Origin of the sequence: Pseudoduganella chitinolytica (genome assembly GCF_029028125.1) — a bacterium.
GTDB classification, from domain to species: Bacteria; Pseudomonadota; Gammaproteobacteria; order Burkholderiales; family Burkholderiaceae_D; genus Rugamonas; species Rugamonas chitinolytica.
In genome coordinates this window covers 2,578,888-2,594,642 of sequence record NZ_CP119083.1, presented here as the reverse complement: position 1 = coordinate 2,594,642, position 15,755 = coordinate 2,578,888, and the positions used below count along the sequence as shown (strand labels likewise).

The window sequence follows — 15,755 nt, the reverse complement described above, 5'->3', positions numbered from 1 at the left end:
ATGGGCGTCGACATCACAGTGATCTGGGCCGCCATCATCTTCTTCGGCGTCTTCATGTACGTTGTCATGGACGGGTTCGACCTGGGCATCGGCATGCTGTACCCGTTCGTGCCGGCCCGCGCCGACCGCGACGTCATGATGAACACCGTGGCACCCGTGTGGGACGGCAACGAGACGTGGCTGGTGCTGGGCGGCGCTGGCCTGCTGGCCGCGTTCCCGGTGGCGTATTCGATCGTGCTGTCCGGGCTGTACCTGCCGCTGATCTTCATGCTGCTGGGATTGCTGTTCCGGGGCGTGGCGTTCGAGTTCCGCTTCAAGGCGCGCGAGCGCGAACGCCACATCTGGGACAAGGCCTTCATCGGCGGCTCCGTCGTCGCGGCGTTTTTCCAGGGCGTCGCGCTGGGCGCCTTCCTGAGCGGCATCCCCGTCTCCGGCCGCAGCTTCAGCGGCACGGCCATGAGCTGGTTCTCGCCGTTCGCGCTGGCGGCCGGCTGCGGCACGATGATCGCCTACACGCTGCTGGGCGCCACGTGGCTCATCATGAAGACGGAAGGATCGCTGCAGCAGCGCATGATCGGCGTCACCCGGCCGTTGACGTTCCTGATGCTGGCCGCCATCGTCGCCGTCAGCGCCTGGACCCCGCTGCGCTACCCGCAGGTCGCCGAGCGCTGGTTCAGCTTCCCGAACATGGCTTTCCTGGCGCCCGTGCCCGCGCTGGTGCTGCTGGCGGTGTTCCTGTTGCTGCGGTCGCTGGCGCGCAGCCCGCATCGGCTGCCATTCCTGATGGCGCTGGCGCTGGTGTTGCTGGCCTATACCGGCATGGCGATCAGCATCTGGCCGCACATCGTGCCACCCTACATCACGATCTGGGAGGCCGCCGGGCCGCCGTCCAGCCAGGGCTTCGCGTTGGTCGGCACGCTGGTCATCCTGCCGTTCATCCTGATGTACACGGGCTGGTCGTATTTTGTCTTCCGCGGCAAGGTCAGGTCGGGCGAGGGGTATCACTGATGGCGCCGCAGTGGCTGCGCCGGCTCGGCTGGCTGGTCGTGCTGTGGTGCGGCGGCGTGGCGGCGCTGGCCGTGGTCGCCGGGCTGCTGCGCGTGCTGATGCATGCGGCAGGGATGCGCTGAACGGCCATCTTGCAATTCATGCAATGTCAGGTTACGCTGGCGCTGCCGGTGGCCTACCGGCACGACATCGCCACTATCCGACACCAGCCCACCACCATGCGCTACTTCACTTCGACACCGCCGCACACGCCCGCCTTGCTGCTTGCCGGGTGCCTGTCGCTGGCCGCATCCGTCGGCCACCTGGCCTGCATCGCCGGCGGCCCGCGCTGGTACCTGGCCATGGGTGCCGGCGAGCGCATGGCACGCGCCGCCGAACAAGGGCTGTGGCAGCCCACGCTGGTCACGCTGGCGATCGCCGCGATCCTCGCGGTGTGGGGCCTGTACGCCTGGTCCGGTGCCGGCATGATCGCGCGGCTGCCGCTGCTGCGCTGGGTGCTGGCCGCCGTGACCGCCGTGTACCTGGCGCGGGGACTGCTGTTCGTTCCGATGCAGGCGCATTTCCCCGGCAACAGCCCGGCGTTCTGGTACTGGAGCTCCGGTATCTGCGCCGTCATCGGCCTCGTCCACCTGGCCGGGCTGTGGCGGGCCTGGCCGCGGCTGGCCGCGCGATAGACCGGCGCGGGTCTGTCCCTGATGCCGCTAAGTTAAGACGTGTAGGTCAGCGAGCCGCTGGCTTTTTCCTGAAACCCAAGACCAGGAACTGGGGCAGACGGGGACGCCGAGTCCCGCCGGGTCTGCCCCCGGCCCGTCGCCGTAGGGGTTGCTTATGGTGCTTAACTTAGCGGTATTAGGTTCTGTCCCCGCAGGGGACTGACCCTGAAGTCGGCAGCGCGACCGTGCAGCCAGCAAACTTCGGGGTCGGTCCCGTGCCGGGACGGACCCCAACGAGACCAAGCGTGCGACGCAAAGCCCGTGCAGACCATACACTTCCCCTGTGATTTTGCTAACGGGAGAAGTACCAGTGCAGGGCCAGTCAGCATGTTTTGCCGCGAGCCAACCCACCACGCCGTCCGCTACCCGGTCCGTCGCGCCGCCCCTCGGCGCTGAAGACCAGGCCCGGGCCGACCTGTACGCCCTGGCCGCGCGCCTGCTGCTGGCGCCGCCCGATGCCGCGCTGCTGGCCGACCTGGCCGCGGCCGATCCGATCCTGGGCAGCCACGACGAACGGCCCCTGGAGGACGCCTGGGAGCAGCTGGTGCTGGCGGCCGCCGTGGTCGATGCCGCGGCGGTCGCGGAAGAGTTCGACGGCCTGTTCATCAGCCTGGGCACGCCCCCCGTCAATCCCTACGGTTCGCTCTACCTGTCCGGCTTCCTGAACGACACGCCGCTGGCGCAACTGCGGGCCGACCTGGCCGCGCTGGGGCTGGCGCGCGTTGCCGGCGTCGCGGAGTTCGAGGACCATCTTGGCGCGCTGTGCGAGACCATGCGCGTGCTGATCCTGTCCGGCCGTCCGCTGGCGCGCCAGCAGGAGTTCTTCGAGGCGCACCTCGGGCCGTGGTTCGCCCGTTGTCTCGAGGACGTCGCGCAGGGCCCGGGCGCCAATTTCTATCGCGTCGTGGCGGCCTTCGTCGCGGCCTTTCTCACCATCGAAGCGCAGGCGTTTGCCGTCGACAGCACGGCCGATGCGGCGCTGGCATGAGGATCACTCCATGAACGACATCGTCTCCGTCCCGCCGGCCGCCGCCAGCGAGGAACCCCTGCGCACCCGCCGTGCGTTCCTGAAGGCCGCGCCGTTGGGTGCCCTGGCACTGGTTGCCGGGCCGGCCCCGGCCGTCGAGGTGGTGCCAGCGGCGCCCGCGCCGGCGCAGCCGGAGCAGCGCGGTTACCACGAGACGGAGCACATCCGCCGTTACTACCAGACGGCCGCTTATTGGTAAGCGCCGCTAAGCGCTGATAACGCTAGCACCAGAGGTCCCAATGTCCCTGCAAAAAATCACCCGCGACGAAGGGCGCCGCCGGCGCCGTTTCCTGGTCGGTGCCGGCATCACGGCCGGCGCCGGCGCGCTGGCGCGGCACCTGCCGTTGAACATCATGCAGCCGGCCGCCGCGGCCGATCCGGTGCCGGACGCGCCCGTCCAGACGGAGATCAAGCACACCGTCTGCAGCCACTGCTCGGTGGGCTGCTCCGTCGAGGCGGTCGTCAGCAACGGCGTCTGGGTGCGCCAGGAGCCGGCCTTCGATTCGCCGCTGAACATGGGCGCGCACTGCGCCAAGGGTGCCTCGGTGCGCGAGCACGGCTTCGGCGAACACCGGCTGCGCTATCCGATGAAGCTGGTGAACGGCAAGTACACGCGCATCTCGTGGGACCAGGCCATCGACGAGATCGGCGATCGCCTGCTGACGTTGCGCGAGAAGGCCGGGCCGGATGCACTGATGGTGATCGGCAGCTCGAAGCACAACAACGAACAGGCCTACCTGCTGCGCAAGTGGGTCTCGCTGTGGGGCTCGAACAATGTCGACCACCAGGCCCGCATCTGCCATTCCACCACCGTGGCCGGCGTGGCGCAGACCTACGGCTATGGCGCGATGACGAATTCGTTCAACGACCTGCACTACAGCAAGGCCGTGCTGTTCATCGGTTCCAACCCGGCCGAGGCGCATCCGATCTCGATGCTGCACTTCCTGCACGCGAAGGAGCTGGGGGCGAAGATGATCGTCATCGATCCCCGCTTCACGCGCACGGCACGCTTCGCCCACCACTACATCCGCATCCGCCCCGGCACGGACATCGCGCTGGTGTGGGGCATCCTGTGGCACATCTTTGCCAACGGCTGGGAGGACAAAAAATTCATCGAGGACCGCACCTACGGCATGGCGGAGGTGCGCAAGGAAGTGGCGAAGTGGACGCCGGAGAAGGTCTCGGACGTGACGGGCGTGCCGGAAGCGGCCGTGCGCACGGCGGCCGAGATGCTGGCGCTGAACCGGCCGTCGTCGGTGGTCTGGTGCATGGGCATCACGCAGCACCACGTGGGCACGGCCAACGTGCGGGCGCTGTCGATCCTGCAGCTCGCGCTGGGCAATATCGGCGTGCCGGGCGGCGGGGCCAACATCTACCGGGGCCACGACAACGTGCAGGGCGCCACCGACGTTGGCCCGAACGCCGATTCGCTGCCCGGCTACTATGGCCTGGCCGAGGGGGCCTGGAAGCACTTCGCCACCGTCTGGGGCGTCGACTACGAATGGCTGAGGGGCCGCTTCGGCTCCAAGGAGCTGATGGAAAAGCCGGGCATCACGGTGTCGCGCTGGTATGACGCCGTCAACGAGCAGGCCCAGTACATGGACCAGCCCAGCAACCTGCGCGCCGTGTTCTACTGGGGCCACGCGCCGAACAGCCAGACTCGCCTGCCGGACATGAAGGCGGCCATGCAGAAGCTCGACATGCTGGTGGTGATCGATCCGTATCCCAGCCTGACGGCGGCCATGCACGGCCGCCAGGACGGCGTCTACCTGCTGCCCGCCGCGTCGCAGTTCGAGACGCAGGGCTCGGTGACGGCGTCGAACCGCAGCATCCAGTGGCGCGAACGGGTGATCCAGCCCCTGTTCGAGTGCAAGACGGACCACGAGATCATGTACCTGTTCGCCAGGAAGCTGGGTTTCGCCAATGAGCTGTGCAAGACCATCAAGGTGGTGCACAACGAACCCGTGGTGGAGGACATCCTGCGCGAAATCAACCGCTCGTGCTGGACCATCGGCTACACGGGCTGCTCGCCGGAGCGGCTCAAGCTGCACATGGAGCACAAGCACACGTTCAATCCGACCACCTTGCGCGCCGAGTCGGGCCCGTGCAAGGGCGACTACTACGGCCTGCCGTGGCCATGCTGGGGCACGCCGGAGATGAAGCATCCCGGCACGCCGATCCTGTACGACCTGTCCAAGCCGATCGCGCAAGGCGGCCTGCCGTTCCGCGCCAACTGGGGCGTGGAGCACGACGGCCAGTCGCTGCTGGCGGCGGACGGTTCCACCAACAAGGACAGCGAGATCGACACGGGCTATCCGGAGTTCGACCACGTGTTCCTGAAAAAGCTGGGCTGGTGGGCCGAACTGACGCCGGTCGAGCAGGCCGCCGCCGAGGGCAAGAACTGGAAGACCGACCTGTCGGGCGGCATCATCCGCGTGGCGATCGCGCACGGCTGCGCGCCCTACGGCAATGCACGGGCGCGCTGCCACGTGTGGAACTTCCCCGACCCCGTGCCGGTGCACCGGGAACCGCTGCTGTCATCGCGGCGCGACCTGGTGGCGAAGTACCCGACCTACGACGACAAGGCCAACTTCTGGCGCCTGCCCACCTTGTACAAGTCCGTGCAGGCGGTGGATTTCTCCAAGGACTACCCGCTGATCATGACGTCCGGCCGCCTCGTCGAGTACGAGGGCGGCGGCGAAGAGACGCGCTCGAACCCCTGGCTGGCGGAGCTGCAGCAGCACATGTTCTGCGAGGTTAACCCGCAGGACGCGGCGCAGATCGGCGCGAAGCTGGGCGAATACATCTGGATCGAGACGCCCACGGGCGCCCGCCTGAAGATGATGGCGATGGTGACGCCGCGCGTCCCCGCCGGCATCGTCTGGATGCCGTTCCATTTCGGCGGCTGGTGGATGGGCGAGGACCTGGAGAGGCACTATCCGGAAGGCGGGGCGCCGGAAGTGCGCGGGGAGTCCGTCAACACGGGCTGGACGTACGGCTACGACGCCGTGACGATGATGCAGGAAACCAAGGTGTCGCTGTGCCGGCTGGCGCGCGCCTGACGAGAGGAACATCATGGCCGCACGAATGAAATTCATCTGCGACACGGAGCGCTGCATCGACTGCAACGGCTGCGTGACCGCCTGCAAGAACGAGCACGAGCTGCCGTGGGGGATCAACCGCCGCCGCGTCGTGACGATCAACGACGGCGTGCCGGGCGAGCGCTCGGTCTCGGTCGCGTGCATGCACTGCACGGACGCACCCTGCCTGGCGGTCTGTCCCGTCAACTGCATCTACCACACGGAGGACGGCATCGTCCTGCACAGCAAGGACCAGTGCATCGGCTGCGGCTACTGCTATTACGCCTGCCCGTTCGGCGCGCCGCAGTTCCCCGAGACGGGCCTGTTCAACCACCGCGGCAAGATGGACAAGTGCACGTTCTGCGCGGGCGGACCGGAGCCCGATACCTCCGAGGCGGAATTCAAGAAGTATGGCCGCAACCGCATCGCCGAGGGCAAGCTGCCCGCCTGCGCGGAGATGTGCGGCACCAAGGCGCTGCTGGGCGGCGATGCCGATACGGTGGCCAACATCTACCGCCAGCGCGTCGAGACGCGCGGCTATGGCCCCGAGCTGTGGGGCTGGAAGATCGCCTATGGCCGCGCCAAGCGGGGCGGCGAAACGAAGATCCGGGGCGACCTGCCGCGCGAGAACCAGCAGGTGACGGATGCGCAGAACGACCCGTGGAGGATTCCATGAAGCGCCGCGTGCCATTGGCCCTGCTGTTGTTGCCGCTGCTGCTGTGCGGCTGCCTGGAAGTGGACCAGCACCCGGCCTGGAAGCAGGGCGAGTACGCGGGCAAGCGCGACAACCGGCACTTCCAGGTCCGCTTCCATGGCGACCGGTTGTCGTGGATGGCAACGATCATGGACCGCAACGACAAGCAGAACGAATACAACCGGGCCAACCCGTAAGGACACGTCATGCGACCATCCACTTTGCCGCGGCCACGGACATGGCTGGCCTTCCTGCTGCTGCTGTGGGCGTTCGCGCAGTTTGCCCAGGCAGCCGTGCCGAACAAGGATGCCGTGCCGGCCTACGCGGAAGAACAGACGATGCTGCAGCTGGAAGCCGACTCGCGCACGCCCGAGCCGGGCCTTGCCAGCACGGCTTCCGGCCGCGTGCACGTCGACCGCCACTACCTGGGCCAGTATGGCGCCACCGAAGGCAACGTGATCGTCCAGCGCGGCGGCAATACGTGGCGCGAGTGGCGCAACGGCCCCATCGCCACGACGGCCGGCATGATCCTGGTGCTGACGCTGCTGGCGATCGCGGGGTTGTACAGCGCCGTCGGCCCGGCCCGGCTCGACGCGCCCGAATCGGGCCGCCGCCTGCAGCGCTTCAGCCGCTGGGATCGCTGGATCCACTGGGCCACGGCGATCAGCTTCCTGCTGCTGGCGCTGACCGGGCTGATCATCCTGTTCGGCAAGGTCGTGCTGCTGCCGCTGGTGGGGCACGACATCTTCTCCGGCGTGGCCTACGTCTCGAAGTACCTGCACAACTTCGCCGGCCCCCTGTTCATCGTCTGCTCGGTACTGATGTTCGTCACCTTCCTGCGCCGTAACATCCCGCGCCGCGCCGACTGGCAGTGGGTGAAGCAGGGCGGCGGGCTGGTCACGCACAAGCACGTGCCGGCCGGCTTCTTCAACGCGGGCGAGAAGAGCTGGTTCTGGCTGGGCGTGACGTTGCTGGGCCTCGTGATGTCCGTCAGCGGCCTGGTACTGGACTTCGCCGTGGGCCAGACCCGCTACGTGATGCAGGTGGCGAACTACCTGCACCTGGCCGGCGCCACGTTCTACATGGCCGCCGCGATGGGGCATATCTACCTGGGTACCTTGGGCACGCCGGGCGCCTACCGCGCCATGCGCGAGGGCTATGTGGACGAGGAATGGGCCAAGGCCCACCATTCGCTGTGGTACGAGGAGGTGCAGGCGACGGGGCAGGGCGGCACGACCAGGCCGCCGCAGCCCGGCCGCCCGGCGCCATCCGGTCCCGGCACGGCACCGCGAGGGCACTGATGAAAGCAAAGACGAAAGCCCCGATGCCAGCGCGCGCCATGGTCCGCTGCGCTGCGCCGGCTGCGTTGCTGCTGGCGATGCTGCTGACCGGCTGCGAAGGCGATCGCGCCCCCGGCAACGGGATCGTGCAGACGAAGTTCCCCGGCCAGGTGTCGGCCGGCGGCGCCACCAGCGGCGAAATCATTGCCCGCACCAGCCGTCCCGTCACGGATGGCACCTATGCCGGCGGCACGCCCGGTATCGCGGGCGGTTCGGGCGGCACCACGTCCGGCGCCGCCACGGCGGGCACCGTGCAGGAATCCGGCCAGGGCCCGTCGCGCGGCACCAGCCAGCCGGACAGCGCCGGCCAGGCCGGCACCACGCTGCCCCCGGGCGACATGGGCAAGCCCGCCGGGCCGGCAGCCGAACCGGGGGCGGGCGGCGCGGCCGTTCACCGCGATGCGGGAGGCGCGCGATGAAACCTGCCTGCCTGATATTCGCCGGCCTGCTGGCCAGCGGCATGGCGCACGCCACGTTGCCGCCGCCGACGCCACAGCAGGCCGCCGCCGCGGCCGCGAAGAAAGCCCAGGCCGACGCCCAGGCGCAGCAGGACAAGGCGGCATTGCAGCAATCGATGGACAGCGTCAGCGCGCGCTGGCGCGCGCGCGCCGCGAAGGAGGGCTGGACAACGCACCCGCCAGTGGCGGTCACGGCGCCCGCGCCCGCCGCGCAGGTGCCGGTGCGCAGCGAGAAGCTGGGCACCGCGCCGCCAAGCGAGGACGTCAAGGCCCGCCCCACGCAGGCCGTCCCGCGCGGGACGGCACCCACCGTCAACAAACCGAAACGCGAGATGCAATGAAACTGGGCAGCATGCCGATCGCGGTGCTGATGCAGCGCCGCACCCCACGCCACCGCTGGGCCGACGAGGCCTGGGCCGCGGTCGGCGTCGTGCGCGACGGCGGCGACCTGCCGCCCGTGCAGGTGCTGGCCGAGAGTGCCGAGCGCGACGAATACCTCGTCTCCGGGCTGGAACTGGAGCTGTACCCGGACGAGAACGACGGCTACTACGAGAACTTCATGGCACCGGAGGCCAAGGTGTTCGTGTTGTGGCGCATGCAGGACGGCCGGGCGATGCCCGTGCGCGCCTCCGTCAGCTACGTCGAGGGCACGCGCATGTTCGATTCGGGCGAGCAGGCCGACGGCGTGCCGATGCCGGCCGAGGTGCAGGCCTGGCTGCGCGCTTACCTGCATGCGCACTACCAGCCGAAGCCGCGGCGGGGGCGCCAGCATGGCTGACGCCACGCCAGCCGAAGGCTTCCTGCGGCGCTGGGCGCGCCTGAAAAGTACGGGCGCCTCCGAACCGGTCGCGCCGCCCCCAGTTGAGGCCCCAGCCACGCCGGCGCCCCCCACGCTGGCCGACGTGGCGCAGCTGGGCGCGGATGCGGACTTCAGCCGCTTCGTCGCGCCTGGCGTGGACGGGACGGTCCGCCGGCTGGCGCTGAAAAAGCTGTTTGCGGACCCGCACTTCCACACGCCCGATGGCCTCGACATCTACATGGGCGACTACACGAAGGCCGATCCGATCCCGGCGGCGATGATGGCCGCGCTGCACCATGCCCGCAATGTGTTCGGGGCCGGCACGCAGCAGGACGACGATCCGGCCGCCACGTCCCGGCCCGACCCGGCCGATGCCGACAAGACCGACCCGGCCGAACCTGCCGGCACCGATCCCGCCACCCATGCGCCGCAGGACGATGCCGATACGGGCACCCACACCCCGCGCGACGATGCGATCCCGGACCCGGCCACGCCCTCCAACCCCGACGACATCACCGTATGAACCTTCCGTATTTTCCCGCCGCGCTACCGTCCGATGCCCACGGGGCGACCCAGGCGGCGCTGGCCGCGCTGGCGGCATTGCCGCCGACCGAGGCGCAGGATGCCGTCACCTACCGCTCCGCCGGCAATACCCTCGTCATCGGCCACGCCCGCGACCCTGCCGCGCTGGCGCTGGCCGATTACCTGGCCCGCGCGTTGCCCGTCACCTTGCTGTTGCGGGGAGATGCGCCAGCCGCGCCGGCGCGCACCTACCCGGTCTTCGTGGCCGACCGCGTGGCGCTGACCGGTTGGCTGGGCGCCTTCGCGGTGCGCTGGCAGGCTGGCGCCGGCGAGGCGCGCTCCGCCAGCTTCGACCTGGTCCTGGACCTGGGCGAGCGGGCGCTGATCGGCACGCACCAGCCGCCGCACGGCTACCACGCGCCAGGCGTGGACCCGGCGGCACGCCAGGCCGCGGCCGACGCCTTGCTGGACCTGGTGGGCGACTTCGAGAAGCCAAAGTACTTTGCGTACCGGGAGCGCCTGTGCGCGCACGGGCGCAATGCGCTGACGGGCTGCAGCGCCTGCGTGGACATCTGCTCGGCCGGCGCCATTGCCGGCGCAGGGGACGTCATCAAGGTCAATCCTTACCTGTGCGCCGGCTGCGGCGCCTGCACGACGGTGTGCCCGACCGGCGCGCTGTCGTACGCCTATCCCACCGCCACGCAGCTGGGCCGGCGGCTCAAGGCCGCCTTGCAGGCGTACCGCGCCGCCGGCGGCAGCGCGGCCGTCGTCCTGTTCCATGACGCCGGACAGGTTCCCGTGGCCGGGCCCGGCGTGATTCCATTCGCCCTGCACCACACGGCGGCCAGCGGCATCGACGTCTGGCTGAGTGCAATGGCCTACGGCGCGGCCGGTGTGGCCGTGCAGCTCGCGGGCACGGAAGCCCCGCAGTACGTGGCCGCGCTGGAGCGGCAGATGGCGCTGGCCCAGGCCATCCTCGATGGCCTGGGCTACGCCGGCCCGCACTTCACGCTGGGCGCTGCGAGCGATTGCGCGCGCGGCGCGGTGCCGCCGGAGCCGGCCACGTTCGACATCGCCGCCGGCAAGCGCGACACGCTGGAATACGCGCTCGACCATCTGCACCGGCACGCCCCGGCGCAGCCACAGACGGTGGCGCTGGCGGCCGGCGCACCGTTCGGCGCCATCGCCCTGAACACCGCGGCCTGCAGCCTGTGCATGGCCTGCGTGGGCGCCTGCCCGGCGTCCGCACTGCAGGGCGGCGACACGCTGCCGCAATTGCGTTTCGTCGAGAAGAACTGCGTGCAGTGCGGCCTGTGCGCCAACACCTGTCCGGAACAGGCGATCCGGCTGGTGCCGCGCATGTCGTTCAAGGACACGCGCAACGTGCCGTTCGTGCTGCATGGGTCGCAGCCGTTCCACTGCATCCGCTGCAACAAGCCGTTTGCCACCCTGCACATGATCGAGAACATGCTGGCCAAGCTGGGCGGCCATGCCGCCTTTGCCGGCAATCCGGAACGCATGAAGATGTGCGGCGATTGCCGCGTCGTCGACATGATGGTGCCGCAAGACGAGATGCAGGTGATCCCGCTGCGGCGCGTCTAGACGCCAGCAAGGGATTCCACCGCAGGGTTCAACCGCGCCGCCGCCCCGCCCACCCGAGCACGGCCAGTCCCGCCAATGCCAGCGGCAGCGAGCCCGGTTCCGGCACGGGCGCGATGCCGGACAAGCTGACCGCCGTCAGCGTGACGTCGCCCGCCAGGCTGCTGGCCGTGCGGTTGCTGTAGTCGACGGTCAGCATCCGGGTGGCGTCGATGACGAGAAGATCGCCTGGTGACGGGCTCAGCGCGACGGTCGTGTAATGGGTGAAGACGGACTGGCCCGGGTCGGGCCGGTCCAGCGTGACGGTCATCGTGGCGCTGGCCAGCCAGGCGTCGTAGATGCCGGGCTCGTCCCCGCGTGCGCCGCGCAGCAGTACCGTGCTGTGGAATGTCACCCCCGTATTGGCCGACAGCACAAAGGGCAGGGCGCCGCCGGACAGCCACGCCGTCGTCCCGGCACCGTTCGGTTCCAGCGTCGCCATCGAGTCGACGCTCAACACCAGCGTGGCCGGGTCCTCACGGCCGTCGATGCGTGCGGCGACGCGGGCGGCCGGGCTGTAGTCCAGCTCCGCCACGAGCGGGTCGCCCCCGTGCGGCAGCGCCGTATGCTCGTACCGCGTGCCGCCGGCGAACGCCGACATGTAGATGCGCGCCAGGTCGATCTCGGGCGGCAGGAACTGCAGCGACGGCGCGACGCCGTCGGCCAGGTCGAGATCGACCAGGGTCCAGGTCAGGCCACCTTGGCTGATATGATTCGTGCCCGCGTTGGCGACGCCGGCCAGGATTCCCAGCAACAGCGAGGCGGCCGCACGGGCGGCGATGGTGCGTTTCATGGCAATGCTCCTGTCGGAATGAGCGGATCGGCGCGCAGGGCCGGCCCCGACCGTCATTTCAGCATAGCAGCCGCGGTGCCGGCCGGGGCCGCTTTCCCGCCCGGCCCGGCAAAGTGTGGCGTACGCGATACCGCATGCCACTCCGTGAAACCGCGCACAGTTCGCCCTGCCGCTGCCCGGCATACTCGGAACTGTCGGGAGCGACTTTCAATCAAGCAGCGGACAACACAGCGGCAGGGCCATGCCCTCCGAAAAATCAATGTGAACAGGGAGGCAATCGTGCGGGGAGCGGAACTGATGCAGACCAATGCGGTCCAATACAAGGGCTATGAAATTTGCCTGGGATCGGTGTACAAGGACGGCGAGCCGTTGTTCCACTATTACGTGCCGCTGGGCGAGCGCGACGGCGGCGTCGAGCAGGGCAAGCGCATCATCGACCAGATGGGCCAGGAGCGCGACTGACGGGGCCGGCATGGGCCGGCCCCGGTGCCGGGGCCTTCAGCGGAACGCTTCCTGCCGCACCCATTTCGTCAGCACCCACTTGTCGCCGGCGCCGACGGGCGCGCCGCCGTGCAAGGTCGCTTCATCGAGCTGCCCGTCGTCATTCATGTACTCGAAATAGACCGCGGCGCCTTTTTTCGGCACCACGGAAAGGCCGAGCTTGGGGAAGACCGTGTCGCCGGCATCCTCCACGTCGTTCAGGTAGACGATCAGCGTGGCGGTACGCTGGCCGCCGCGCTTGAGCGTGGCCGCGAAACCGGGGCTGGTCGGGTCGAAGTAGTCGGGATGGGGCTTGTACTCGGCGCCCACCTGGTAGTGCAGCACGTGCAGCGCCTCGCCATGCGTCACCGGTGTATTGGTGATCTCGGCGATCCGCCGGTTCAGCCGGCGCAGCAGGGAGTTGTCCCCCTCGGGCAGGAAGGCGCCCCGGCTGGTGCGGGTGTCGCGCACCTGGTGCTCGCCCGTGGCGGGGCTCAGCGTGGCCGAGGGTGCCAGCTGGTCGCGTGCCAGGGAGATGACGGCATCGCATTCCTCGTCGGAAAGCACGTTGTCGAGCACCGCGACGACAGGCTGGTCGAGGCGCACCAGCACGCGTACGTCGCGGTCGCTCGTGCGGATCAGGTTGCCCTGGTGGCGGATGCGCGGGGTGCCGTAGCGGTAGGGTTCGCGTTCCTTGCGCGGCAGCCCGGCCGCGCGTGCTGCAAAGCGTTCCCGGACGACCTGTTCGGCGTAGGCGGGGTCGAAATTGGCGGCCGTCATCGCGGCCAGGATATCCTGGGGCGGCATTGCTTGTCGACGCTGTCGTCAAGCCACCGGTCCCATTCGTCGGGTATATGCTGGTAAGGTTCCATGGCCGTGCAGTATACCTAAGGCTGAGCATTGCCGTCTGGCTGTCGAGTTACCTCGTCCGGAGCGGGCGCGGCCGGTGCCGTCGGCACCGTGGGTACCGTCAGCACGTGCAGGTCGCGCGGACGGGAGGCCTGCTGGCGCACGACCTGGGTCGCGACGGCGCGCGGCGGCGGGACAGGGCGGGGCGGCTTGGGGAACATGCGCGGCTTTCGTGGCTGGCGGGAGTGTGGTGAAAATGCGGCTGGCGCGCTAAATTGCAAGCCTGTATCTCTACTGTGTGGGGAGGACAGCCTGGAAGTGTTTATAATTCTTCGAGACAACCTGCAAAAGGACGGCAGCGAGCGTTCGCCCACCGCCATGCATATAACGACAATTCGTCCACTTGCCCTTGCCGTCCTCGTCGCGCTTGCCGTCGCCGCTGGCACGGTCGCGCCTGCGGCGCTGGCGGACGAGGCGGAGCCGCCCGTGCCCGACGCGCAGGCCGGCGACCTGGCCGACCTGTCGCTCGAACAGCTCAACAACGTCGTCATCACATCCGTTTCGCGCCAGGAGGAGCGGCTCGCCAACGCGGCCGCCTCCGTGTTCATCATCGGCAGCGGCGACATCCGCCGCAGCGGCGCGCGCTCGCTGCCGGAAGCGTTGCGGCTGGCGCCGAACCTGCAGGTGGCGCGCCAGAGCGCGCGCGACTATGCCATCACGGCGCGCGGCTTCAACGGGCCGTTCTCGAACAAGCTCCTGGTGCTGATCGACGGTCGCAGCGTCTACTCGCCGCTGTTCTCCGGTGTCTTCTGGGACACGCCGGACGTCGTCATGGAGGACATCGAACGCATCGAGGTCATCAGCGGCCCCGGCGCCACGATCTGGGGCGCCAACGCCGTCAACGGCGTCATCAACATCATCACGCGCTCGGCCAAGGATACGCAGGGCGGCCTGGCCTCGGCCAGCGGCGGCAACCGCGAGCGCGATGCCACGGTGCGCTACGGTGGCGTGCTGGCCAACGGCGGCCACTACCGCGTGTACGGCCGCTACGCGGACGTGGACGACAGCGAGCGCGCCAACGGCAGCGGCGACGGCTCCGGGCTGCGCCGACGGCAGGCGGGCTTCCGGGCCGACTGGGACCGGCCGCTGGGCGGGCTGACGTTGTCCGGCGACGTCTACGCGACCGACCTCGCGCAGCCTGGCCGGGCCGACGCGCCCCTGTCCGGCGCCAACCTGATCGCGCGCGTCACCCGCAAGCTGACCGACGATTCCGACCTGCGCGTGCAGCTGGTGCTCGATCACGTGGAGCGCAACCAGCCGTTCGCGTTCATCGAACGGCTCGACGTGGTGGACCTGGACGCCCAGCACAGCATGCGCATCGCCGGGCGCCACAACATCACGTGGGGCGTGGGCTACCGCTACGCGCGCGACCGCCTGACGCCCAGTTTCCTGTACGGCTTCCTGCCCGCCGACCGCTCGATGCACTGGGGCAGCCTGTTCGCCCAGGACGAGTGGGCGCTGCGCGACGACCTGCGTCTCACCGTGGGCACGAAGGTCGAGCACAACAACTACACGGGCGTGGAGTACCTGCCGAACGTGCGGCTGGCGTGGACCGCCAGTCCCACCCAGCTGGTCTGGGGCAGCGTGTCGCGCACGGTGCGGGCGCCGTCGCGCATCGACCGCGACTACCACACCCCGGCCGTGCCGATCCTCATCGGCAAGGTGCCGCGCTTCACCGTCGGCGGCGGGCCGAACTTCCAGTCCGAGACCGCCAATGTGGTGGAGCTGGGCTACCGCATCCAGCCATCGCTGGAATGGTCGTATGCGGCCACGGCCTTCCACGCCGACTACGATCGCCTGCGCACGCAGGAAGCGAACGTCAACGGTCCGGCCTACAGCGGCCTGCTGGAGGTGGGCAACAAGGCGCAAGGCACCACCCGCGGCATCGAGATGTGGGCGCGCTGGCAGCCGGTGCAGAGCTGGCGCCTGAATGCCGGCCTGGTCGTGCAGCAGGTGCGCACGCACCTGAAGCCGGACAGCCGGGACAGCAGCGGTGCTGCCGGCGTGGCCACCAGCGATCCGAGCCATTACTGGCAGCTGCGCTCGTCGCACGACCTGCCGTACAACATGCAGCTGGACTGGACCCTGCGCTACGTGGGCGCGCTGGAGAAGCCCGCCGTGCCGTCCTACCGCGAGCTCGACGCGCACTGGCTGTGGAAACCGCGCCCGAACGTGGACGTGGCGCTGATCGGCCAGAACCTGCTGCACCGCTCGCACGCCGAATTCGGCGCCGCCCCCAACCGCAGCGTCGTCCAGCGCAGCGTCGTCCTCAAGCTCACGCTGCGGTTCTGACC

General features: G+C 69.2%; 19 protein-coding genes. 16 read left to right on the top strand and 3 right to left on the bottom strand.

Features of this window, described 5'->3' with window-relative positions; all coding sequences use genetic code 11:
• The 14 genes from cydB (at nucleotide 1) to PX653_RS11370 (ending at nucleotide 11,243) form a co-directional block, all read left to right on the top strand.
• Nucleotides 1–1,008: a cytochrome d ubiquinol oxidase subunit II gene (gene cydB, locus PX653_RS11435; RefSeq protein WP_277417998.1), complete on the top strand. Its 1,008-nt coding sequence runs from the start codon at nucleotides 1–3 to the stop codon at nucleotides 1,006–1,008.
• A complete protein-coding gene (locus tag PX653_RS11430; RefSeq protein WP_277417997.1) occupies nucleotides 1,008–1,130 on the top strand; it encodes a DUF2474 domain-containing protein in 123 nt (40 codons plus the stop codon). Before cydB ends, PX653_RS11430 begins: the two co-directional genes overlap by 1 nt.
• An 18-nt stretch (nucleotides 1,131–1,148) precedes the next feature.
• Nucleotides 1,149–1,682: a hypothetical protein gene (locus tag PX653_RS11425; protein WP_277417996.1), complete on the top strand. Its 534-nt coding sequence runs from the start codon at nucleotides 1,149–1,151 to the stop codon at nucleotides 1,680–1,682.
• A gap of 349 nt (nucleotides 1,683–2,031) precedes the next feature.
• On the top strand, nucleotides 2,032–2,709 hold the full coding sequence (locus tag PX653_RS11420; protein ID WP_277417995.1) for a TorD/DmsD family molecular chaperone: 678 nt from the start codon (nucleotides 2,032–2,034) through the stop codon (nucleotides 2,707–2,709).
• A gap of 10 nt (nucleotides 2,710–2,719) precedes the next feature.
• Nucleotides 2,720–2,947 (top strand): twin-arginine translocation signal domain-containing protein, encoded by a 228-nt coding sequence (locus PX653_RS11415; RefSeq protein ID WP_277417994.1) that lies wholly within the window; start codon nucleotides 2,720–2,722, stop codon nucleotides 2,945–2,947.
• Between the two features lie 40 nt (nucleotides 2,948–2,987).
• Nucleotides 2,988–5,810, top strand: coding sequence for a formate dehydrogenase subunit alpha (locus tag PX653_RS11410; RefSeq protein WP_277417993.1), 2,823 nt, complete (start codon nucleotides 2,988–2,990; stop codon nucleotides 5,808–5,810).
• Nucleotides 5,811–5,823: 13 nt separating this feature from the next.
• Nucleotides 5,824–6,504, top strand: coding sequence for a formate dehydrogenase FDH3 subunit beta (fdh3B, locus tag PX653_RS11405; protein ID WP_277417992.1), 681 nt, complete (start codon nucleotides 5,824–5,826; stop codon nucleotides 6,502–6,504).
• Nucleotides 6,501–6,719 carry a hypothetical protein gene (locus tag PX653_RS11400; RefSeq protein WP_277417991.1) on the top strand — a complete coding sequence of 73 codons (219 nt, stop codon included), beginning with the start codon at nucleotides 6,501–6,503 and terminating at the stop codon, nucleotides 6,717–6,719. The genes fdh3B and PX653_RS11400 overlap by 4 nt, the downstream gene beginning before the upstream one ends.
• Nucleotides 6,720–6,728: 9 nt before the next feature.
• Nucleotides 6,729–7,823 carry a formate dehydrogenase subunit gamma gene (locus PX653_RS11395; protein ID WP_277417990.1) on the top strand — a complete coding sequence of 365 codons (1,095 nt, stop codon included), beginning with the start codon at nucleotides 6,729–6,731 and terminating at the stop codon, nucleotides 7,821–7,823.
• A gap of 23 nt (nucleotides 7,824–7,846) precedes the next feature.
• On the top strand, nucleotides 7,847–8,281 hold the full coding sequence (locus PX653_RS11390; RefSeq protein ID WP_277417989.1) for a hypothetical protein: 435 nt from the start codon (nucleotides 7,847–7,849) through the stop codon (nucleotides 8,279–8,281).
• The gene (locus PX653_RS11385) at nucleotides 8,278–8,661 is read left to right on the top strand and encodes a hypothetical protein (protein ID WP_277417988.1); all 384 of its coding nucleotides are present in this window, start codon (nucleotides 8,278–8,280) and stop codon (nucleotides 8,659–8,661) included. Before PX653_RS11390 ends, PX653_RS11385 begins: the two co-directional genes overlap by 4 nt.
• Complete coding sequence (locus PX653_RS11380; protein ID WP_277417987.1) at nucleotides 8,658–9,098, top strand: DUF3305 domain-containing protein; 441 nt, start codon at nucleotides 8,658–8,660, stop codon at nucleotides 9,096–9,098. Before PX653_RS11385 ends, PX653_RS11380 begins: the two co-directional genes overlap by 4 nt.
• Nucleotides 9,091–9,642 (top strand): DUF3306 domain-containing protein, encoded by a 552-nt coding sequence (locus PX653_RS11375; RefSeq protein WP_277417986.1) that lies wholly within the window; start codon nucleotides 9,091–9,093, stop codon nucleotides 9,640–9,642. Before PX653_RS11380 ends, PX653_RS11375 begins: the two co-directional genes overlap by 8 nt.
• Nucleotides 9,639–11,243 (top strand): 4Fe-4S binding protein, encoded by a 1,605-nt coding sequence (locus tag PX653_RS11370; protein ID WP_277417985.1) that lies wholly within the window; start codon nucleotides 9,639–9,641, stop codon nucleotides 11,241–11,243. The genes PX653_RS11375 and PX653_RS11370 overlap by 4 nt, the downstream gene beginning before the upstream one ends.
• Before the next feature lie 28 nt (nucleotides 11,244–11,271).
• Here the strand turns inward: PX653_RS11370 and PX653_RS11365 are convergent, their stop codons facing one another.
• Nucleotides 11,272–12,072 (bottom strand): PEP-CTERM sorting domain-containing protein, encoded by an 801-nt coding sequence (locus PX653_RS11365; RefSeq protein WP_277417984.1) that lies wholly within the window; start codon nucleotides 12,070–12,072, stop codon nucleotides 11,272–11,274.
• A gap of 261 nt (nucleotides 12,073–12,333) precedes the next feature.
• On the opposite strand from PX653_RS11365, the gene PX653_RS11360 reads away from it, so the two are divergent.
• Nucleotides 12,334–12,534, top strand: coding sequence for a hypothetical protein (locus PX653_RS11360; RefSeq protein WP_277417983.1), 201 nt, complete (start codon nucleotides 12,334–12,336; stop codon nucleotides 12,532–12,534).
• A gap of 36 nt (nucleotides 12,535–12,570) precedes the next feature.
• Here PX653_RS11360 and PX653_RS11355 read toward each other — a convergent pair whose 3' ends face one another.
• Both PX653_RS11355 and PX653_RS11350 read right to left on the bottom strand, forming a co-directional pair.
• Nucleotides 12,571–13,359 carry a 2OG-Fe(II) oxygenase gene (locus tag PX653_RS11355; RefSeq protein WP_277417982.1) on the bottom strand — a complete coding sequence of 263 codons (789 nt, stop codon included), beginning with the start codon at nucleotides 13,357–13,359 and terminating at the stop codon, nucleotides 12,571–12,573.
• A gap of 80 nt (nucleotides 13,360–13,439) precedes the next feature.
• Nucleotides 13,440–13,622 carry a hypothetical protein gene (locus PX653_RS11350; RefSeq protein WP_277417981.1) on the bottom strand — a complete coding sequence of 61 codons (183 nt, stop codon included), beginning with the start codon at nucleotides 13,620–13,622 and terminating at the stop codon, nucleotides 13,440–13,442.
• Nucleotides 13,623–13,779: 157 nt separating this feature from the next.
• On the opposite strand from PX653_RS11350, the gene PX653_RS11345 reads away from it, so the two are divergent.
• Nucleotides 13,780–15,753 (top strand): TOL_0244 family TonB-dependent receptor, encoded by a 1,974-nt coding sequence (locus tag PX653_RS11345; protein WP_277417980.1) that lies wholly within the window; start codon nucleotides 13,780–13,782, stop codon nucleotides 15,751–15,753.
• Nucleotides 15,754–15,755: the final 2 nt, after the last annotated feature.

Bases quoted from the DNA above. Each gene is read 5' to 3' on its own strand.
- cydB (WP_277417998.1), top strand. From the start codon at position 1: ATGGGCGTCGACATCACAGTGATCTGGGCCGCCATCATCTTCTTCGGC.
- PX653_RS11430 (WP_277417997.1), top strand. From the start codon at position 1,008: ATGGCGCCGCAGTGGCTGCGCCGGCTCGGCTGGCTGGTCGTGCTGTGG.
- PX653_RS11425 (WP_277417996.1), top strand. From the start codon at position 1,149: ATGCAATGTCAGGTTACGCTGGCGCTGCCGGTGGCCTACCGGCACGAC.
- PX653_RS11415 (WP_277417994.1), top strand. From the start codon at position 2,720: ATGAACGACATCGTCTCCGTCCCGCCGGCCGCCGCCAGCGAGGAACCC.
- PX653_RS11410 (WP_277417993.1), top strand. From the start codon at position 2,988: ATGTCCCTGCAAAAAATCACCCGCGACGAAGGGCGCCGCCGGCGCCGT.
- fdh3B (WP_277417992.1), top strand. From the start codon at position 5,824: ATGGCCGCACGAATGAAATTCATCTGCGACACGGAGCGCTGCATCGAC.
- PX653_RS11400 (WP_277417991.1), top strand. From the start codon at position 6,501: ATGAAGCGCCGCGTGCCATTGGCCCTGCTGTTGTTGCCGCTGCTGCTG.
- PX653_RS11395 (WP_277417990.1), top strand. From the start codon at position 6,729: ATGCGACCATCCACTTTGCCGCGGCCACGGACATGGCTGGCCTTCCTG.
- PX653_RS11390 (WP_277417989.1), top strand. From the start codon at position 7,847: ATGCCAGCGCGCGCCATGGTCCGCTGCGCTGCGCCGGCTGCGTTGCTG.
- PX653_RS11385 (WP_277417988.1), top strand. From the start codon at position 8,278: ATGAAACCTGCCTGCCTGATATTCGCCGGCCTGCTGGCCAGCGGCATG.
- PX653_RS11380 (WP_277417987.1), top strand. From the start codon at position 8,658: ATGAAACTGGGCAGCATGCCGATCGCGGTGCTGATGCAGCGCCGCACC.
- PX653_RS11375 (WP_277417986.1), top strand. From the start codon at position 9,091: ATGGCTGACGCCACGCCAGCCGAAGGCTTCCTGCGGCGCTGGGCGCGC.
- PX653_RS11370 (WP_277417985.1), top strand. From the start codon at position 9,639: ATGAACCTTCCGTATTTTCCCGCCGCGCTACCGTCCGATGCCCACGGG.
- PX653_RS11365 (WP_277417984.1), bottom strand. From the start codon at position 12,072: ATGAAACGCACCATCGCCGCCCGTGCGGCCGCCTCGCTGTTGCTGGGA.
- PX653_RS11355 (WP_277417982.1), bottom strand. From the start codon at position 13,359: ATGCCGCCCCAGGATATCCTGGCCGCGATGACGGCCGCCAATTTCGAC.
- PX653_RS11350 (WP_277417981.1), bottom strand. From the start codon at position 13,622: ATGTTCCCCAAGCCGCCCCGCCCTGTCCCGCCGCCGCGCGCCGTCGCG.
- PX653_RS11345 (WP_277417980.1), top strand. From the start codon at position 13,780: ATGCATATAACGACAATTCGTCCACTTGCCCTTGCCGTCCTCGTCGCG.